Annotated in this window: 20 protein-coding genes; 5 read left to right on the top strand and 15 right to left on the bottom strand. The window is 45.4% G+C overall.

What is annotated here, in order from left to right; genetic code table 11:
• Positions 1 to 41: 41 nt before the first annotated feature.
• From opuFB to WFI24_RS08030, 5 genes are all read right to left on the bottom strand, one after another.
• Complete coding sequence (gene opuFB / locus WFI24_RS08050) at positions 42 to 1,556, bottom strand: osmoprotectant update ABC transporter permease/substrate-binding subunit OpuFB (RefSeq protein WP_336759849.1); 1,515 nt, start codon at positions 1,554 to 1,556, stop codon at positions 42 to 44.
• On the bottom strand, positions 1,549 to 2,523 hold the full coding sequence (locus WFI24_RS08045) for an ABC transporter ATP-binding protein (protein WP_336759848.1): 975 nt from the start codon (positions 2,521 to 2,523) through the stop codon (positions 1,549 to 1,551). The genes opuFB and WFI24_RS08045 overlap by 8 nt, the downstream gene beginning before the upstream one ends.
• A gap of 233 nt (positions 2,524 to 2,756) precedes the next feature.
• On the bottom strand, positions 2,757 to 3,608 hold the full coding sequence (locus WFI24_RS08040) for an NmrA family NAD(P)-binding protein (protein WP_336759847.1): 852 nt from the start codon (positions 3,606 to 3,608) through the stop codon (positions 2,757 to 2,759).
• Positions 3,598 to 4,158 (bottom strand): nuclear transport factor 2 family protein, encoded by a 561-nt coding sequence (locus tag WFI24_RS08035; RefSeq protein WP_336759846.1) that lies wholly within the window; start codon positions 4,156 to 4,158, stop codon positions 3,598 to 3,600. Before WFI24_RS08035 ends, WFI24_RS08040 begins: the two co-directional genes overlap by 11 nt.
• 18 nt (positions 4,159 to 4,176) lie before the next feature.
• A complete protein-coding gene (locus WFI24_RS08030) occupies positions 4,177 to 4,761 on the bottom strand; it encodes a TetR/AcrR family transcriptional regulator (protein WP_336759845.1) in 585 nt (194 codons plus the stop codon).
• Positions 4,762 to 4,928: 167 nt separating this feature from the next.
• Here WFI24_RS08030 and WFI24_RS08025 point away from each other — a divergent pair, with 167 nt between their 5' ends.
• On the top strand, positions 4,929 to 5,291 hold the full coding sequence (locus WFI24_RS08025) for an iron-sulfur cluster biosynthesis family protein (RefSeq protein ID WP_336759844.1): 363 nt from the start codon (positions 4,929 to 4,931) through the stop codon (positions 5,289 to 5,291).
• A 461-nt stretch (positions 5,292 to 5,752) separates the two neighbouring features.
• Positions 5,753 to 6,526 carry a M15 family metallopeptidase gene (locus WFI24_RS08020; protein ID WP_336759843.1) on the top strand — a complete coding sequence of 258 codons (774 nt, stop codon included), beginning with the start codon at positions 5,753 to 5,755 and terminating at the stop codon, positions 6,524 to 6,526.
• 119 nt (positions 6,527 to 6,645) lie between these two features.
• Here the strand turns inward: WFI24_RS08020 and WFI24_RS08015 are convergent, their stop codons facing one another.
• Positions 6,646 to 6,885: a hypothetical protein gene (locus WFI24_RS08015; RefSeq protein ID WP_336759842.1), complete on the bottom strand. Its 240-nt coding sequence runs from the start codon at positions 6,883 to 6,885 to the stop codon at positions 6,646 to 6,648.
• Positions 6,886 to 7,015: 130 nt separating this feature from the next.
• On the opposite strand from WFI24_RS08015, the gene WFI24_RS08010 reads away from it, so the two are divergent.
• Entirely contained in the window at positions 7,016 to 7,648 is a 633-nt protein-coding gene (locus WFI24_RS08010) for a nitroreductase family protein (RefSeq protein WP_145317981.1), read from the top strand.
• A 48-nt stretch (positions 7,649 to 7,696) separates the two neighbouring features.
• Here WFI24_RS08010 and WFI24_RS08005 read toward each other — a convergent pair whose 3' ends face one another.
• Positions 7,697 to 7,999, bottom strand: a complete 303-nt coding sequence (locus WFI24_RS08005; protein ID WP_336759841.1) for a hypothetical protein — start codon at positions 7,997 to 7,999, stop codon at positions 7,697 to 7,699.
• 109 nt (positions 8,000 to 8,108) lie between these two features.
• Here WFI24_RS08005 and WFI24_RS08000 point away from each other — a divergent pair, with 109 nt between their 5' ends.
• Positions 8,109 to 8,567 (top strand): AraC family transcriptional regulator, encoded by a 459-nt coding sequence (locus WFI24_RS08000; RefSeq protein ID WP_336759840.1) that lies wholly within the window; start codon positions 8,109 to 8,111, stop codon positions 8,565 to 8,567.
• Positions 8,568 to 8,662: 95 nt separating this feature from the next.
• Here the strand turns inward: WFI24_RS08000 and WFI24_RS07995 are convergent, their stop codons facing one another.
• The 3 genes from WFI24_RS07995 to WFI24_RS07985 all read right to left on the bottom strand — a co-directional run bounded on the left by WFI24_RS07995 (position 8,663) and on the right by WFI24_RS07985 (position 12,874).
• Positions 8,663 to 9,907, bottom strand: a complete 1,245-nt coding sequence (locus tag WFI24_RS07995) for an aminopeptidase (protein WP_336759839.1) — start codon at positions 9,905 to 9,907, stop codon at positions 8,663 to 8,665.
• Between the two features lie 116 nt (positions 9,908 to 10,023).
• Positions 10,024 to 11,634, bottom strand: coding sequence for an acyl-CoA synthetase MbcS (gene mbcS, locus WFI24_RS07990; RefSeq protein WP_336759838.1), 1,611 nt, complete (start codon positions 11,632 to 11,634; stop codon positions 10,024 to 10,026).
• Between the two features lie 235 nt (positions 11,635 to 11,869).
• Positions 11,870 to 12,874 (bottom strand): aldo/keto reductase, encoded by a 1,005-nt coding sequence (locus tag WFI24_RS07985; protein ID WP_336759837.1) that lies wholly within the window; start codon positions 12,872 to 12,874, stop codon positions 11,870 to 11,872.
• Positions 12,875 to 13,074: 200 nt separating this feature from the next.
• On the opposite strand from WFI24_RS07985, the gene WFI24_RS07980 reads away from it, so the two are divergent.
• On the top strand, positions 13,075 to 13,920 hold the full coding sequence (locus WFI24_RS07980) for an AraC family transcriptional regulator (RefSeq protein ID WP_336759836.1): 846 nt from the start codon (positions 13,075 to 13,077) through the stop codon (positions 13,918 to 13,920).
• Positions 13,921 to 13,980: 60 nt separating this feature from the next.
• Here WFI24_RS07980 and WFI24_RS07975 read toward each other — a convergent pair whose 3' ends face one another.
• The 5 genes from WFI24_RS07975 to WFI24_RS07955 all read right to left on the bottom strand — a co-directional run bounded on the left by WFI24_RS07975 (position 13,981) and on the right by WFI24_RS07955 (position 19,317).
• Positions 13,981 to 14,379 (bottom strand): Asp23/Gls24 family envelope stress response protein, encoded by a 399-nt coding sequence (locus WFI24_RS07975; protein WP_336759835.1) that lies wholly within the window; start codon positions 14,377 to 14,379, stop codon positions 13,981 to 13,983.
• A gap of 29 nt (positions 14,380 to 14,408) precedes the next feature.
• Positions 14,409 to 15,488, bottom strand: a complete 1,080-nt coding sequence (locus WFI24_RS07970) for an AI-2E family transporter (RefSeq protein WP_145318002.1) — start codon at positions 15,486 to 15,488, stop codon at positions 14,409 to 14,411.
• 35 nt (positions 15,489 to 15,523) lie between these two features.
• The gene (locus WFI24_RS07965; protein WP_336759834.1) at positions 15,524 to 16,993 is read right to left on the bottom strand and encodes a sensor histidine kinase; all 1,470 of its coding nucleotides are present in this window, start codon (positions 16,991 to 16,993) and stop codon (positions 15,524 to 15,526) included.
• The gene (locus WFI24_RS07960; RefSeq protein ID WP_336759833.1) at positions 16,959 to 17,666 is read right to left on the bottom strand and encodes a response regulator transcription factor; all 708 of its coding nucleotides are present in this window, start codon (positions 17,664 to 17,666) and stop codon (positions 16,959 to 16,961) included. Before WFI24_RS07960 ends, WFI24_RS07965 begins: the two co-directional genes overlap by 35 nt.
• Before the next feature lie 205 nt (positions 17,667 to 17,871).
• Positions 17,872 to 19,317, bottom strand: coding sequence for a 4-hydroxyphenylacetate 3-hydroxylase family protein (locus WFI24_RS07955; protein ID WP_336759832.1), 1,446 nt, complete (start codon positions 19,315 to 19,317; stop codon positions 17,872 to 17,874).
• Positions 19,318 to 19,484: the final 167 nt, after the last annotated feature.

Raw genomic sequence — 19,484 nt, 5'->3', positions numbered from 1 at the left:
TCCTCATCCTTTTGCTACATCTATTGCAGGGATGCCTGAAGTTACAGCAATCCAGCCTGTTTAAGGTACTCTGCTGCAACCTGTTCAGGATTCTCTCCCTCTACGTTCACGTCATAGTTCATCTGACGCATCTCGTCATCCGTAATTTTGCCAGCAAGCTGATTCAGCACCTCAACCAGTTGTGGATATTGATCGGCCGTCTCTTTACGAAGCATGGGCGCGCCCTGATACGGCGGGAACAATTCCTGATCATCCTCCAGCACAACGAGTTCATACTGTCTCAACTCACTATCTGTGGAGTAAGCATCAACGAGATTGATATCTCCGCGCTGAAGAGCACCATAGCGAAGCTTGGGTTCCATTGTCGCCACGTTTGGGAATTCAATCCCATACTTCTTCTGAATGCCAAGGTAACCGTCTTCCCGATCCGAAAATTCAAGCGTGAATCCTGCCTTCATTTGCTGTTCCACCGGTTTGAGATCCGAAATGGTCTTGAGATTGTATTGATCTGCAATGCTCTGTGGTACAGCCAACGTATACGTATTGTTATAATCCATAGGGTTCAGCAGCACCATATTGAACTGGCTTGACATTCCGTCTCTGGCTTGTTCGTAGACCTCTTTTCGATCCGTACTCACAGCCGTTTCCTTCATGAATTCGGAGATGGCTGTCCCTGTGAATTCAGGATAGATATCGATATCCCCCGACTTGAGGGCATTGAACAGGAATGGTGTTTTGCCCAATCCAGGCTTCAATTCAACCGTTAAATCCGTGTCTTTTTCGATGAGCAATTTGTACATATTAATGAGAATTTCGGGTTCCGCCCCCAATTTCCCGGAAATCACGAGATCCTTCTGTCCTCCCCTCGCAAAAAAGGGAATGGTGATCACAAGTATCGCGATCAGAGCCAGCGAACCCAAGGTAACCAATGTTTTCTTGAAAGACAAGCGCTGGAACTGGCGAAGCAGTACATCAAACAAAATGGCCAACAATGCGGCTGGAATAGCACCAAGGATGATCAATGCTGTATCGTTCCGATCAATGCCCAGCAAGATTAATGCACCCAAACCTCCTGCGCCGATCAAGGCAGCAAGTGTCGCCGTTCCTACGATGAGGACCATCGCGGTCCGAATTCCGGCCATAATGACAGGCATCGCCAGTGGCAGTTCCACTTTGACCAGCCGTTGTCGACTGTTCATGCCCATCGCATTCGCCGCTTCGACCATGGAAGAATCGACTTCGGAGATGCCAGTGTACGTATTGCGAAGTACCGGAAGTAGCGCATACACCACCAGTGCTATGATTGCAGGAAGTGTGCCTATGCCGAATAACGGGATGAGCAATCCGAGAAGCGCCAAGGACGGTATCGTCTGCAACACAGCTGTAACCCCGATAATTGGTTCAGCCACTCTTGGTTTGCGAGTAAGGTATATACCAAGCGGAATAGCGATGAGGACAGCAAAGAACAATGCGATAAATGAGATCTGAATATGTTCAAGAAGAGCAGACAATAACTGACCTTTGCGCTCACTGAACACCTCCGTGAATCTACTCATGTCCTTCACCTCGTTCCTGTAACTGACCAGACCAGTATTTCATCAGATCAACTCGACTGATCTCGCCAATAATCTGGCGGTTACGTTCAACCAGCAGATGGTCATGGGAAGCCATGATATCAACTAACTCCGTCAACGTAATGGATACAGGAACGGCCGTTTTGGCTGATTTTGGCACATGACCAGGTGAGAGTGGCGACATGATTGATTCGAGATCAAATTCAGATTGTGAACTCGTATCGGTATTAGGACTTCCGACAAACTCACGTACGAAGTCATTGGCTGGCTGCTGGATTAACTCTTCCGGAGTGCCTACCTGCAATACTTCTCCATCCTTCATAATGCAGATGCGATCCCCCAGCTTCATCGCTTCCTGAATATCATGGGTGACAAATACAATCGTTTTCTTCATCTGACGCTGGATATCCAGAATATCCTCCTGCAATTTCTCGCGGCTCATCGGATCGAGTGCACTGAACGGTTCATCCATCAATACAATCTCGGGATCGGCAGCGAGCGCACGCAACACACCAATTCGCTGTTGCTGTCCACCGGATAGTTCGGCAGGCTTGCGCTCACTGTACGTATCTCCGTGCAATCCAACCATGTCCAGCAGATTATGTACACGCTCCTTGATTTGATCTGACTTCCATTTCCGGAGTTCTGGGACAACCGCAATATTTTCGGCAATGGTCATATGCGGGAATAATGCAATCTGTTGCAACACATATCCAATATTCCAGCGTAATTCATGGATGTTGTATTCATCGATTAAGCGATCATTAATGCGCACCGCTCCATCTGTTCGTTCAATCAGGCGATTGATCATTTTGAGCATGGTGGTTTTGCCACATCCACTCGGACCAATCATGACGAACAATTCTCCCTTGTTAATGTTGAGGTTAACCTGACGCAAAGCCGTAGTTCCATCAGGGTATTGTTTAGATACATTTTCGAACTGAATCATCCAGACTCTTCTCTCCTTTATCAAACATTCATTCTCATCTATTTCCCCAAAAGTACCCTCATATAATCATTGGTATTGAACAGGTGCAGTGCGATTGTTATCCACTTGAACTAGACGGATATTTCAAATGTTTGATAAATCAGCAAAAAAAGACGGGCCTCCGGGCACCGTCTTCTTGTTACTCCACAGAATTTCTTCCAAGATTTCTATTGTTTTTTATGATGCCTTCGATTTTATTGTATAAAACGATTAAATACTTGGCTGATACTAATGGGGCTATTCCCAGTCAATCTCAGCACGGTATCCGTTACTTGATCTTCCCGGCCTTCTTCACGGATGAAAATATCCAACCCAGCCAGAGCTGTTGCATAGTCTTCGGGCATCCCGGCTTGAATCATGCTGTTCCTCAATTCATCATCGGACAAAGATTCATGCTGAATAGACTGGTCCAGTATACGACTAATGATGTCGGCAACCTGCCCGTAAGACAATGTTTCCGGTCCCGTAATGATATGGGCTGTATTATGAGGGACCATATCTGTCAGAGCTCGGAAGGCAACAGCTGCAATATCATCTGCGCTGACAAAACCAATTTTACCCTCACCCGCAGCACTGTAGATTTTACTGAATTGCTTCATCGTCTCCCAATGTGGTCCCTCCGTAAAGTTCTCCATAAAGTAGGAAGGTTGTAGTACAGCCCACTCCGGAGCATGCGCTTTTAGATACTGATGTACTTTGCCAAATATAGGACCATCTTCATTAACTGAAGCACTGCCAAGCAAGACAAATCGCTTAACGCCGCTCCACAATGCTTCCTTGATGAACGGAATCATGACGTCTTCTGGGGTCATGTCCATGACTGGCACGACAAGGTACACCTGGTTCACATTTTTCAGCGCCGGAGCATAAGTCTCGGAATCATACCAATCAAAATATACATAGTTATCACCAGAACCAGTAAAAGATGCTTTAGTTCTTCCTGCCAAACGCACCGGATATTTTTGCTTTTGAAGTATGGCCGCAACACGGCTTCCTGTCTTCCCATTAGCCCCTGTAATAAGTGTCAACGGTTTATCATTGATCATGTTTACTTCCTCCTAAGTCCGATTCGATTACGATCATCGGATTCCAATAGTCTTTATAATGTATAATTTTTCCATTCTTGTGGCTCACTACAGAGATGTAAGTTTGGTTATATGGCTTGCCTGTAACGAATGAACGCCCTTTACAAGTAAATTCGGCCACAAACTGTTGTTTCGTGGAATCAGCAATAATCACCGGTTCGGAAAACTGCTGGATTTCAACCATCCCCAGTAGATTATGAAGATGATTCGCAATTGCGGCTTTGCCTTCCAGTTTCTGAGGATATCCTGCTGGTGCATATGGAAATTCAAAGATAGCTTCAGTTGTATATAGTTCCAACCACTGTTCCAATTTTCCCTCCAGTAGCAATTGAGTAAATCCATGCATAATCTGATGTGGCACACTATTGCCCGCTTCCAGCTGCTGGGATTGTGTCATCTCTTCATTCCTCCTATAGTTTGTTTGATATTCTTTTTCCAGACCAATCAGTCTATAATATTCAAAAAATAAACGCCCTAAGCGTTCATTTTCAAAAAACCAATAAGCATTCATGATCAATCCTGTGAAACATTAGTCCATGGCCCTTAAAGTCATCTGTACAAACTCTCGCAGTACTTCTGCACTTGCACCGCTCTTCGCCGTGAAGGTCAATGAGAGTCGGGAATAATTCAAAAACCGGGCAAGGCCGGGCAATTCTTCCTCTGCGTGCTTCAACTCGCCATTCCTCTGTCCTCGTAGCAGCGCAGTATGAAAAACATCTTCCATTTGTTGGTTAATAGTTTGAATAAAAGCCGCGATTTCGTGATTTTGTGGTGCCTGTTCAACCGCGCTATTAATGATGAAACATTCATTACGACGTTCGTTGTCTGTCAACACGTTAACCGCTTCGTTGAACAACTCCGTCACGCCTTGCCTCACACTTGTGCATTCGTTTAATAGTTTGATCCCCGCCTCTGTCTTCTGCTGAATATAGAATTTAAGAGCAGAGACAAATAAATCATGTTTAGTTCCGTAGGTGTCATACAGGCTTTGCCGCGCAATGCCAAGTTCACTCAATAGTAAGCTCAAAGATGTACCTTCATAACCGTACGCTCCAAATACAGACGTTGCTTTTCTTAGAACAGTCTCCGTGTCAAACGCCTTGGCTCTTCCCAATTTCAGACCTCACCTCCCTATTCATTAACTAAAGAATACCTTTTCCAGACTGATCAGTCAAGAAAATAAATGCTTTGATTTTTGCCAAAGTGGTATAATGGGAATAGAAGCTGAATGAATTCTTTTACCACTTACAACCATGACCACATATAAAGGAGTGTACCTATATGTATATTCAAATTACAGATTTGGCTGCAAAACGATTGACGGAAAGCCTGAATGACCAACCCGGATATTTCAAAGTGATCTATGACCTGGAAGGTTGCGGATGTAACGGAGTTATCGCTATTATCATTGTCGACGAACTTGCAACTCTCGACGCGCAGATTGAAACCAATCTGGTCCCGTTCTATGTTGATCCGAAGCAGCAGCTGAACCTTGAGCAACACATGAAACTGGATACGGAAGAGAATTATCCTTCTTTCAAATTAAGCAGTGATTCTGGTGTACTCAGCGCCAATGTTCGTGTTCGCGATACCCGTGCCGTAACTGCGGGAAGCTCCGGTGGATCTGACGCCTGCATGTTGTAATACATTCTCCAGCATACTTGAAGTAATCTAGCATTATCTCTCTTCACATCAAAAGCCGTTGCACCTAATGCAACGGTTTTTTAATATTCTTTTCTTTATATGCCTCTATCAGCGTTGCAAAAAAGACTCAATAAAAGATGGACTAAACATTTACACGAAACGGAGAGGACAGAAAGAACCTGAAGAAACGAAGTGTTCGCCTAAAAGCTTTCTGAAAGAAAGCTGCATCGGAAGCATACGCTATCCCAAGATTTTCACCATTATAAAATTGTATCAAAAAAATCAGGGGATAACAGCGATCGGAAGGTTGTTCTGTCATCGTAGTGTCCAGTGTAAATATCTTTGGTTCAACTTATTTAGCAAACTTGTTTACAACTCTGAAACAATTGGAGAACCTATGGATATAATCCTCTAGTATACTCGGTATATAGATTCATATAATCCGAGGAGGAACACACATCATGAAATCTTTTACTTCTAAATCCATCATATCCACCATTCTCATAGGTTCTGTTGTAGCAGGTTCTGCTTTTACTACGCTTCCTATCACTTCAATCCTGAATCCTGTCGCATCTGCAGCAAGCTCCAGCTTCACTCAATTTCTGCATGATAATGCACCTGGTCGCACAATCAAAACGATAAAAAATGTGGCAACTGTGACCAATGTGTCCAGTACAGTTGTACTGGTCAATAAAAAGAGAAATCTGCCTTCGACTTATGCACCTCAAGATTTGGTTGTACCTAATATTCCTTTTAGCTTCTCAGGCTCCAGTCCGAAGAAACAGATGCGTAAAGTGGCTGCAACAGCTATTGAAAAATTATTCACCGCTGCCAAAAAAGACGGCATCGATATTAAAGCCGTCTCTGGTTATCGCTCTTATGCGACCCAGAAATCGATTTTTGACCGTAATGCCAGCATCAAAGGTGAAGCTATTGCCAATAAAACAAGTGCTCGTCCAGGACAAAGTGAACATCAAACGGGTCTAGCCATGGATATCTCGAGCGCTTCGGCCGGTTATGATCTAGAGCAAAGCTTCGGCAACACCAAAGAAGGCAAATGGCTGAAAGCCAATGCCCACAAATACGGATTCATTATCCGTTACGGCAAAGATCAGGAGAAATTAACAGGTTACTCTTATGAGCCATGGCATGTACGTTATGTAGGTGTATATATTGCTGGTGAGATCACCAGCCAGAAACTTACGCTGGAGCAGTATTTGGAACGTGCCAAATAAGGTAGGTTATGTCTCCGAAGCTTAGCGATTTATCAGATCAGATAGAAGAAGCATGGCTAAAGCAGAGAATGGGGCCGAAACTGGCCCTCCTCTGCTCCAATCTTTCTTTTCACTCCTCATCATGTACCTGCGATTCTTCTAAAGACCAGTGGCAATCTCTTCAGGCTTTCCGTTCCAGCCCAAGAGCCTACCCCAGCGAGCAGTGCATTATGACACAAATACAGTGCGACATTGTACACGATTGAGCCCAGAATAATCTCCATAACAACAAAACGTTTTAACGTCGAAGATTGGATCACATAGACCCGAAATTCATGCGGGTTATGTCCTCCCTTATATTTTGTGATGAAAGCTTTCATGAATCACCTCTAGTGTTTTATTTTAGCGTATGGCAACCAAACCTTGTCTTATTCAAAAATAATACTTACATAAAGTAACTAGGTGTGTTATAGTCAGTTTATAAATTATACATAAGCGAGGGAAACTACCATGAGTGAGTTGGAGAATCTGGTCAAAAACCGTAGATCGGCCGTTATTTTTGAAGAAGGAATTGAAATATCGGATTCTGAACTGCAAGAGATGTTTGCCCTGAACAAATTCGCACCTTCTGCCTTCAACTTGCAGCATACACACTATCTTGTGATTAAAGATGAGGAACAGAAAGAGAAAGTCTATGAAGCTTCCCAGCAATACAAAGTAAAAACAGCTTCTGCAGTCATTATCGTATTGGGCGATGTCAACGCACACCATCACATCCGCACCATTAACGAAGGGTTGCTGAACCTTGGCGCTCTTACTCCTTTCCAATATGAGCAGGAATCCCAAAGTGTAACCGAATTTTACGAATCTCGCGGCAGATTCTTCCAACGTGAGGATGCCATTCGCAATGCCAGCCTGTCCGCCATGCAATTGATGCTGATTGCTCAGGATCGTGGTTGGGACACCTGTCCAATGATCGGCTTTGATGCCGAAGAACTACAACGAAGCTTAGATATCCCTAACCATTACGTACCGGTTATGATGATCACCATCGGCAAAAAGTCGGAAGCCAAACAGCGGCCACGCGGTTACCGTAAACCGATTAACGAATATGTTAGCTTCAACAAAATGCACGCTGAATAACATAAAAGTAGTTAAATGACACAGCAAAAAAGCCACGATCTCGTGGCTTTAATACGTTTCATAGATCAACGTATCCAACATGTGAAATTCATTGTCGAACTCCGCGTATATGTATAGTCGGCCAGCAGGTGTATCCCCCGCATCATAACCCAATCGAAGGTATCGATCTTCATGAAATTCTGCATCAGCCAAAACCAATTCATTAATATCCTCGTCCGGATGAGCCACGGCAATGGTTCTGAGCGCCTGTTCACCAAGCATGTCCCACCGTTTCCACGTCTCTTCCATATATGGGGACAATGTTTCCATCACTGTCTTGGTTGAAACCTGTGCATTATAGGCACAATCCAACTCTTGAAGATCCCTGAAATACTCGATTCCGTCAAGATTGCTAACAATTTCTTTTATACCATGTTAGCATTCAACATGTAAGAGAAATCGTACAGAGAGGAAGATTTTCATGGAAATGTATATCGAAAACCTCCCGTCATATCGTATCGCCTATGTTCGACAAGTCGGTCCTTACGGTCCAGCCAATGCTCAAGCGATGAATACGCTGAAACAATGGGCAGACAAAAACCAACTGCTTAATGAAGCAGCAATTTTACTCGGTATTCCCCAGGATGACCCGGCAAGCACACCTCCTCAGAACTGCAGATATGATGCCTGTATAGTTATTACTGAATCTGAACGTCTGGAAGATGATTCTATTGAGTTTGGCGAGCTATCAGGCGGAGATTATCTCATCTGTAAAGTGAAGCACACGGCAGAAGATATTCAGCATGCATGGAATGTGATCCTACCCCATTTGCAAACTAGTGGTTATAGGATGGACAACAAGCCGGTTATAGAACGATATCGTTGGGAACTGCTCAATCAGCATGATTGCGAGATATGTGTGCCTGTAAGACCCGTGTAATCCACGTTACGAGGAAACAAAAAAGTGACTTCATATTGAAGTCACTTTTTTTGTTAACGACTGCTACTACTAGCTAGTTAAGACTTGTTAAGAAATTAAAATGCCCAGTTGCCTTTGCGGAATACCGGCTCGATTGTACCGTCTTGTAACTCACCATCGATATCCAGCTTTGCAGAACCGATCATGAAATCGACGTGTGTCAAACTCACATTGCACTCATGCTTCAGCAACTCTTCGTTCGACATGGTTGTGCCATCTTTCATATTGAAAGGATACGCACTTCCCACGGCCAAATGGCAAGATGCATTCTCATCAATACCCGTATTGTAGAAAATGCGATTCAGGTTGGAGATCGGGGAGTCATGCGGTACGAGTGCTACTTCACCCAAATAACGCGCACCTTCATCAGTAGCAAACAGGTTCTTCAGATGCTCTTCACCGGATGCTGCCGTAAACGCTACAACCTGACCATCCTTGAATGTGATTCTCATCTGGTCTACCAGTTGCCCGTTCAGATTCAGAGGCATGGTGCTGCTAACATACCCATTCACACCGCTGCGCTTAGGCATGGTGAATACTTCTTCAGTCGGCATATTGGCGACCGTGTATACACCTTGTTTATTTTCGCCACCGCCACCGCCCCAGATATGGTTATGGACCAGTTCAATTTTCAGGTCTGTACCTGGCGCACGGTAATGCAGGCTCTTATAGTTCTTTTTGTTCAGGAGATCACTCATGGTATTTAGGGTATCCAGATGCTCTCTCCAATTTTGTACGGCGTCTCCGCCATCAACACGGTTCATTTTGAAAATCGTTTCCCACATCACGTTGATTCGGTCTTCTTCCGGGATGTCGGCAAACACTTTGTTCGCCCAAGCCTTGGTCGGTGCCTTGATCAGACACCAGCTAATTTCATGGTTACGTGTGTATTTGGCATATCCTTTCCGTGCCTGAGCAGCCGCTTTGGTAGCCCGGGACACGCTGTCGGAGTCAATTCCGTTATACAGTTCCGGATCTGGAACTTTGATCGTCAGGGTGGCGCCGCCTGCTTCTGCAAACTTCTCCATCATATCCGCTTTCCACGCTGGATAGTAGTCGAAGCTGTCATTGGAACCATGCTGGAAACGACTGCGGGTAATGTTGTCATCATCGAAGTCCACTTGTACATAGTTTGCACCAGCCGCATAGGCTTTTTGCACAATCAGACGTGTGAATTCAAGCGTTTCGATGGGAGCAGTAACGAGCAGATCCTGTCCTTTTTGGATATTCACGCCGACTTTAACAACCAGCTCTGCGTATTGTTCTAACGATTTTTCAAAGGTTTGTTCAAATTGACTCATGGTTGTGTTCACTCCTGTTTCATATATTGTACGAACGCTATCGCTTCTGCAGAATCGATTCCTTCTCTTTCACTACGCATGCTATTATTTTTCAATCATTCGTTACCTAATCTCATTTAACCATTTCGTTTTTCTTGTTCGCGCAGTTCGATCCGGCGGATTTTACCAGAGTTGGTCTTCGGCAGATCTGTAACAAATTCGATCTTACGTGGATATTTATAAGGTGCTGTGATTTCCTTGACGTGGTGCTGCAATTCACGCATCAGTTCTGGTGAAGCCATCGAAGCATCTCGCAGGACGACAAATGCTTTCACCACATTGCCACGGATCTCATCCGGACTTGCAACCACCGCACATTCCTTCACGCTTGCGTGTTTCATGAGTGCTTCTTCCACTTCGAATGGTCCAATCGTATAACCCGAACTGATGATGATGTCGTCACTGCGACCTTCAAACCAGAAGTAGCCTTCTTCGTCTTTACGTGCACGGTCCCCTGTTACAAAATAATCGCCACGCTGATTCGCTTCCTTCCGTCCCTCATCCTGATAATAGGCACGGAACAAAGCTGGCATCTCTTTGTGTACTGCGATATCTCCTACTTCACCCGCAGGCACAGGTTGTCCGTCTTCATCAATGATTTCGATCAATCCAGGTGTAATCGATTGACCCATGGAACCAATGCGTACAGGCGCATCTTTGAGACTGCCGATTAACAACGTGCTCTCAGTCTGTCCATATCCGTCTCGAATAGTCAGGTCGAAGTGACGCTGGAAGATTTCAATAACTTCCTGGTTGAGCGGTTCACCCGCCGACACGGCACTGCGCAGATGAGACAGGTCATAATGTCCAAGATCATCGGCTTTGGCCATCAAACGATATTCCGTTGGTGTACAGCAAAGGACATTAATCTGATGTTCCTGCATCAGCTCCAGATAACGCTTGGGCTGGAATGATCCATTGTAGACCAGTCCAGTCGCGCCTCTTCCGAGTACCGACAGGAACGGGCTCCAGATCCATTTTTGCCAGCCAGGTGCAGCCGTTGCCCATACGGTATCTGAAGGTTGAATATCCAGCCATAATGAAGAAGCGATCCGCAGGTGGGCATATCCCCAACCGTGGCTATGTACAACTCCTTTAGGATTACCTGTTGTGCCCGAAGTATAAGCAAGGATAGCCGTATCATCACGATGAGTCTCCACCGCAGCCATCTCATCGGGTTGATTCTGCATTAACTGATGCACATTGACCCAACCTTCAGCAGGTACGCTAACTTCACCATTCGGAGATGCCACGATGCGATGTGCAAGTGACGGCAGATTCGCGTCCATTTTTTCCACTTCCGAGGTCGTCTCTGACCATACAATAACAGCCCGTGCCTCAGAGTGACGCAGACGATATTCCAGATCTTTTGCCCGTAACATCTCGGAGGAAGGAATAACAGCAATCCCCAGTTTCAGACAAGCAATATAAATGACATAGGCAATAATCCGGCGTGGTACCATGACCAACACCCGATCACCCTTCTCTAGTCCAAGTTCACGCAAGCCACCAGCAAGACGATTCGCCTGCTTGAATAAATCACCATACGTAATCTCTTCCAATTCTCGTTGATCGCTGAGCCATCTAAGTGCAATCCGGTCTGATGGATGATTCTCCATCTCGGATGTCAGGTTATAGCTTTCAGGCGAAATCCACTGTTCAAAGTTCAAATGGAGCCTCTCCTTCATAGTTCAAATGTAAAGCTTCTATATATTATACCCTAAATCCTAGGACCAGGTGCTATGAACTAGGCTCATTCTGAAAAAAATAAACGTAGGTCAATTAACGATAACTCCCATTATAATAGATCTGTTCTTATAAAGAAAATGACATAACTAAAAGTGGCACCTACCTGCTCGTCAGGAAGGTGCCACTTTTATAAGAGAATCTAATTATAATTTATACCTAGCTGTACTGTGTATGTTACCAAGGATAATTACCCATTCCGTCCAGAATGCTCTCAATCTCATTAAGCTCTTCCTTTGTCAGATCCGGTGCCTGGAGCGCAGCTACATTTTCTTCAATCTGGGATACACGACTTGCACCAATCAGTGCGGAGGTAACACGGTTACCGCGCAAGATCCAGTTCAGAGCCAGTTGGGAGATCGTCTGCCCTCTTCGCTCAGCGACCACCTGAAGTGCATCGAACTTGGCAATCCGTTCGTCCGTGTATGCTTCATTTTTCAATTGGCCTGTTGGATTGGCTCGTTCTTCCTTGATCTTGTCGACATATTTATTCGTCAGCTGACCGCGGCCGAGTGGACAGAATGCAATTGAACCTACGCCTTGCTCATCCAATACGTCCTGCAAACCGTCTTCAATCCAGCGATTCAGCATCGAGTAGTTTGGCTGATGAACCAGACATGGCGTACCCAGACGACGGAGAATGGTTACCGCTTCTTGCGTCTGTTCTGCATTATAATTGGATAAGCCCACATAGAGTGCCTTACCTTGCCGCACGATATGATCCAGCGCCGTCATCGTTTCTTCCAATGGCGTGTCCGGATCTGGACGGTGATGATAGAAAATGTCCACATAATCCAGTCCCATCCGACCAAGACTTTGATCCAGACTGGCAATCAGGTTTTTGCGGGAGCCCCACTCGCCGTAAGGTCCACTCCACATGTGGTAGCCTGCCTTCGACGAGATAAGCAGTTCATCCCGATAAGGACGCAGATGTTTTTTGTAAATCACACCAAAGTTCTCTTCCGCTGATCCTGGAGGTGGGCCATAGTTATTCGCCAGATCGAAATGGTTAATTCCGAGGTCAAAGGCACGCAAAATCATCTCTTCCTGAATATCCAATGTACGGTTGCCACCAAAGTTCTGCCATAAACCCAGCGCAATTTGCGGCAGTCTGATTCCGGATTTGCCTGAGCGCACATATTTCATCTCATCATATCGTTGTTCACTCGCAGTATAGGGCATCGTTATTCTCACTTTCCTGTAAGGTTTGTTGAATTCCTTTTCATCTTAGACATTTTCCTGCTAAAACGATATGGCATTTCACTATAACCATATGGAAAAATGATTGTTATCTATATATACTATTGTTAGATTCTTAATCTTTTCAGATATGTAGCATGTTAAAATGCAAGATGAGACGAAATCGTCAGGAGTGAATACCCTTGATTACGTATATGTTCAAGAACAATCATTTTCAGGAGCTTCAGCTCCTTCATTATGGAACCGAAGCCTGTACACCAGGTCACCACTTTGGCCCCGCGATGAGAGACTATTACAAAATTCATTATATTTTGAATGGCAAAGGCACCTTCGAAGTTGGTGGCAAAACGTATACCCTGCGCAAAGGACAAGGATTTCTAATCGTTCCGCATTCCGTCGTGCATTACGAAGCAGATCAGGATGACCCATGGGAATACAGTTGGGTTGCTTTTCAAGGCAGCAATAGTTCATCCTTTTTACAGCAAGCCTGTCTGTCAGAGCATCACCCGATCTTTGATCTGGGCAATGAGGATGACGAGATGCGATCCTGCCTGCATCGAATGGTCAATTCGCGCAATACGCACAAAGGCTGGGAGATTAGCATGACTGGTTTGTTGTATCAATTCTTCTCTATTTTAATTGATCAGGCTAATTCAGAGCATCTTCAACCCATGCCGGATTACTCGAAGGAAACGTACGTAACGCAGGTAATGGACTTCATTGAAATGAACTATGCCAATGCCATTACCGTTCAATCGGTTGCGTCCCATGTCGGTTTGCAGCGCAGTTACCTGTGCTCTCTCTTCAAGGATCAGATGGGAAGCAGTATTCAGTCATATCTGGTCCATTACCGAATGCGCAGGGCAGCCGAATTGACCCTCGATCCGGGTCTGACCATTGGTGATATTGCCCGCTCGGTGGGCTATACGGATCAATTGCTTTTCTCCAAAATGTTCAAAAAAGTGATGGGTGAAGCCCCCACCTACTACCGCAAACATAAAACAGCACCCTCCCAGTTAAGTTGTTAATTGGGAAGGTGCTGTTTTTGCCAATCGTTTATCCTTACATTCGTTATTCCTTACATTCGTTTATACCGTTTCCGGCATGGATACGCCGACGACTTGCACTTTAATTTCATTCACCATCACGCCAGCTAATTGCTCTACAGCCTGTTGAACGTTATGTTGAAGTTCACGACAGACCTCGTGCATCTTGTTGCCATATTGAATATTAATTCGCAGCTGGATGGTTGCCTGATCGTCTTTGACGTGTACGTCAATCCCTTTTTGCAGACTCTTGCCGCTGATGCTCTTGGCAATTCCTTCAGTCAGTCCAACGGACATGGAGGATACACCATTCGTGTTCTGAGCGGCCATCCCCACAATCTTGGACAGCACATCGTTCGAGATGTGAATGGTACCCAATTGAACAGATTGAGGTGCGATATATTCAGGTTCATTGTATTGTTTTTCGATAATTTCAGACATGTGCTCCACTCCTTCGAATAATTTAAATTCTATGCATTCTGCCATTTGTCCTTGAAGAACATGTTATAGATTCGAACCAAAAGAATTTTAACGATCATATAGACCGGGATAATAATCAGTATGGCAATAATGCCACCCAGGTCCCCTGCACCCAACACCAGAATGATGGTCGTGAGCGGGTGAATATCCAGCTTTTTGCCGAATACATAAGGTGCTACCAGGTTGTCCTGAATCTGCTGAGCGACGAGAATAATAATCAGGGACCAGATGGCAACCGATGGCGATACCACGAGACCCATGATCACAATAGGCACGGACGACACAATCGCGCCGATAAACGGAACAAAGTTCATGATGACCGCAATTACCGTGAGCAGTAATGCGTACGGCAGTCCAATGATGAGGAAACCGATATACATCAATACACCCAGCGCCAGATTGACCAAGACTCTTCCCACAATAAAACCACTCAGCGCCTGATCAATCTCAAGCACGACTTCGCGACTGTCATTTTGGAAACGTTTTGGAGCGATATGTGCCAGTGTACGACCAAACTTCTCGCCTTGTAACAGCATATAGAACAAAAGGATCGGTAATGTAAACAAGATGATCGCAAAACTGGAAACAAGCGAGAAAAATCCACTGACATAGTTCGTCACAAAGTTAAATCCTTTGTTAATATACTCCGTGATCTGAGAGAAAGGTGTCGAGCCCTCCGGGAACAAGGCTTGAATGGCACCATTCTGCTCCAGCTCTCTCAGCTGTTCACTTAATGAATTGATCAGATTCGGCGCGTTATCGACCAGATTAATCAGTTGCTCACGTAACGATGGCCATAAGCCAATGATGAAGAACACTCCCAGAATAGCAATGACCAGATAGATTAGCAAAATACTTAGCGTGCGATTTATTTTCTTTTTCTCCATGTAATTCACAAGCGGTCTTAGCAGATAATAAAAGAACACGGACAACATCATCGGCACGGTAATTACCGTGATCATGGTGACGAGCGGCTGAAAGATGAAGCTCACACGTGATAATAAATAGATATTAACCAATATCAGGGCCAGTGCGATACTGAACCGGACAAACGTATTTACTTTGAACAAAATATTCCCCTCCACATGGACATTTCTTCTCTTATTTAATTCGGAATCTGAATGGTAAACACGGTGGTCTCTCGCCCACGCCGGGAAAGGATCAGCCGTCCGCCCATTTTCTCCGTATTACGACGTGCGATGGACAATCCCAGACCGGTGCCTCCGGTCGCTGTCCGTGCCTCATCCCCTCGTACAAACGGATCAAAGATGGTTGACCACAGTTCTTGGGGTATTCCCACCCCGGTATCTGCCACTTCAATCACCACATGGGTATCCAGCGGAATGAGTTCCACGCGCAGTTCTGTCCCGAGCGGATTGTAAGATAGGGCATTGGTAATCAGATTCTGAATGACTCTGGATAGCAGCTCCGGATCATACCTCGCGTAGATCTCCTCATCAGGAACAAGAACATGAAGGACAAACTGTTTCTGTTCAATCTCCCCATAGGTATCTGCCATAATCTCGCGCACGAATTCTCCAATCTCTCTTCTCTCAATCTGCATGCGGAAATCGGGTGAATCCACCTTGAGCAGCTCCAGCATATTCTGTATCATGCGTGCAACTTGAACGGACTTGTTATAGATGTATCCCAGGTATCTTTGCTGCCTGTCCTTGTCCTCTCCACGTCCTTCCACCAATGCCTGCGCATATCCCTGTATGGATGTTATCGGTGTCTTCAGATCATGTGATAAGTCTACAATCAGTCGCTGTTTGCTCTCTTCGGCGTAACGTTTCTCCGCAGAGGTGTTCTCAATGACGTCCGCCATGTAGTTAAAGGTCTCACCAATCTGGACAAACTCTCTCTCGGCTGAAATCGACATCCGTGTACTATAATTTCCCTGGATCATCTGCGTAAGACCCGAGGAAAGAATACTGAGTGGCTTTTTAATTCTCCGTGCGACCCAATAGCTATATACGAAGATTAATGACAACACTAAACCGATGCCAATCATAATGTAAAAGGATAATGGATGCTTCAGATTGGTAATCAACTGGTTATCATTAATTCTTATGCTGACCAGATCACGCGGGATCTTCAGCAACACATAGGCTGCCGCTCCTTCTGTCGAAAACGGAGTGATGGAGTAATAGTAGGGCTGATCGCTTCGATTTTCCAATCCAGCATATAGATCGGCTTCACTGTATTGGGTGAACGCATCTTGCTTGTCTCCCACATGATGAATGACGTTGCGATTGGCATCCAGAATCTCAATCCAGCCGCCGCTGTCCTTGAGACGTTGGATCTCTGTGTCTTTGTCTTGCGACACGGAACCTCCACCGGAGTAAAATTCGTTCTCCAGCTCTGCCACATATACGTGGGCTTCGACATTCAGATCCGGATCAACCACTTGATCCGAGATGCGGAAATCCACGACATCCAGAGATACCATAAGGTACACGATCAGTACCAGTAACAGCAAAAAGAAGTTGAACAGCAAGAAATCCAGTGTCAGGGATGTCTGCAACAGTCGCTTTTCTCTAGCTTTCCATGGGCGCTTCAATTTTGTATCCAAGTCCCCTTATCGTTTTGAGATATTCCGGTTGTCTGGAGTCACGCTCGATCTTCTCCCGAATGTTGCTGATATGTACCATGATGGTGCTGTCCTCGTGCGCATAATAGTCGCCCCAGACCGCTTCGTATATTTTTTTGCGGGTGAACACTCGGCCAGGTTGATCGAGCAACAGTTCCATAATTTTATACTCTGTAGAGGTTAATGTTACAGGACTTCCTGAACGAAAAAGGATACATTGGGATCGATCCAGTGTCAGATCGCCTAATACCAGATTCTGTTCTTTCGCTGCGGGGATCTCCGCTGCATCAAAATGATTAACTCTTCTGAGCAACGCCTCTACCCTGGCGACAATCTCAAGCGGGTTGAATGGCTTCGCTATATAATCATCTGCACCGAGTCCGAGCCCAAGGATTTTATCATGATCCTGACTTTTGGCGGATAAGAACAGAACAGGCATGTGATGTGTCGCCCTGATCTGTTTGATTAACTGCAATCCATCCATTACAGGCATCATGATGTCCAGTATGACCAGATCAATCTGTGTTGAACGTATGGTTTGCAGCGCCTCGGCTCCATTCACTGCAGTCTTAATGGTATAGTCCTTCTCCAGATACAGTTGAAGCAGTTCAACAATCTCTGGTTCGTCATCTGCAATTAATACGGTGTATCTCATGTTATTCCTCTCATTTCCTATACTCTATGCCTATCTCTACATTATTACTATATACTACGTCTCTTAATTCAACCTAAATCATTTCTAAAGATAATCTAAATAAATAGAAATAGAGCCCTGGCGCAGGCCAAGGCTTGAACTATATCAGGATTGTTTCCTTCTTCATTCAGGCTTTTCATTCTTCATTCGGGCCATTCGTATCAGATTATTCCTTAACCGAACGAAGCCATGGCTCAACTTTGCTAAATAAACGTTCCTTGTCATACTGCACATATTGGCTCGCCCGATTGCGCACGGGATCACCCGCGTAGAAACGTTCATACAGATCATGCCTTGCTCCGAGTGGACTTCCGGTCAGCTCCCATGCGAGTTGAAAGAGTCGAATCTTCTCCGGGGCTTGCATCGTTACTCCACCAAGATATTTGCCTATCATGGAACCCATCGTTTCATTCATCTCAAACGTACCTGAAGGGATCTGAATCAGACCACCCGCAGCAATCGTCTTCAAAATCTCCACCGCGCGGGGGTAGTAGCGATTGCCCAGATTACGTGCGGTTTCAATATATTTGAATTCCGGCAGCCAGTTGCCGAATGTATCTGGTTTGGATTGCGCTTCAGCAGCAATAATCAGTCCCTCGATGGTTTGCATCTGACTGATCATCTCTCCGAGTTGTTCCTGCACATTCAGGAAAGAGTCCACCCCAATCTCCTTGGCAATGGCAGTGGTGACGGCTGTAATGAACTCCAGTTTCGAGTGTAATCGAATGACGCTCTGATGATAGGCCAGACTGGCCGAGGCTGTATTACAGCGAATCTGCCATACGGCTTCAGGGTTATTGTGCAGTAATACACGTTCCCAGGGCACGAATACATCGTCAAAGAATAAAACGGCATCCATCTCATCATACTGCGCACTGAGTGGATGTGATTTATCTGTATCTTTTGTGGCAAAAGATTCACGACACATCATGTGTAAGCCCGGACTGTCTGCAGCTACAATCAGCATATGGGCCAACTCTGGCCGATGGCCCGGAATTCGTTGAACGGGATAAGCAACGATATCATCCGCATAAGGCGCTGCTGTTGCCACCATTTTGGCCCCGCGAATGACTACGCCCTCCGCATTACTTTTGACAATCCGCAGCATGGCATCCTCATCTTCTCCAACAGGCAAGGAACGATTAATCTGCGGGTCACGCTGGACAATTGTCAGGAATGCATCTTTTCGTTTGGCTTGTTCAAAATAAGCGGATATTTTACCTGCAAATGCCGGGTCATGTGCTCTCATCTCATGTCGTGTTGCGTACCAACCTGTCAGGCGGGATCGGGCATAATCAGACAATCGGCTCATCACCCCATACGTCCTGTCGGCCCATAGCCGAAAAGCATCCGCCCTGCTGTTCACGTCAAGAACGGAACGAGGCACAAGAAAGGACCGATGCACGTAACTTCCCGTCTGTTCGTCCCAGTAGGCCACGGTTTCCCTTGTCTCCGGGTCATCCACCAGATTGAACAATCCTTCTATCGTTTGAAGTGTTCCCTGAAAGGCCTGATGTCGGGTTACCTGGATACGCTCTCCGTCCAGCCATACATTACGCTCATCATTCAAACGTTGAATGTAAGCCTGTCCACGAGACATCGTGATACTCATGATATGTCCTCCCTCTCAGGCATCTGCCTGACATTTCTGTAACCCCATCCTTCTAACTGCTTGAGAAACTATGTAATGATACATTCTGTATCTAATGAAATAGTACTGTGCCTTAGCTAGAAAAGTCAACAGACACCGAACGATGAGTCCGGTGTCTGTTGGGCCAT

It is taken from the genome of Paenibacillus sp. USHLN196, from assembly GCF_037144955.1.
GTDB classification, from domain to species: domain Bacteria; phylum Bacillota; class Bacilli; order Paenibacillales; family Paenibacillaceae; genus Paenibacillus; species Paenibacillus xylanexedens_C.
This window is presented reverse-complemented; position numbering and strand designations above follow the sequence as displayed.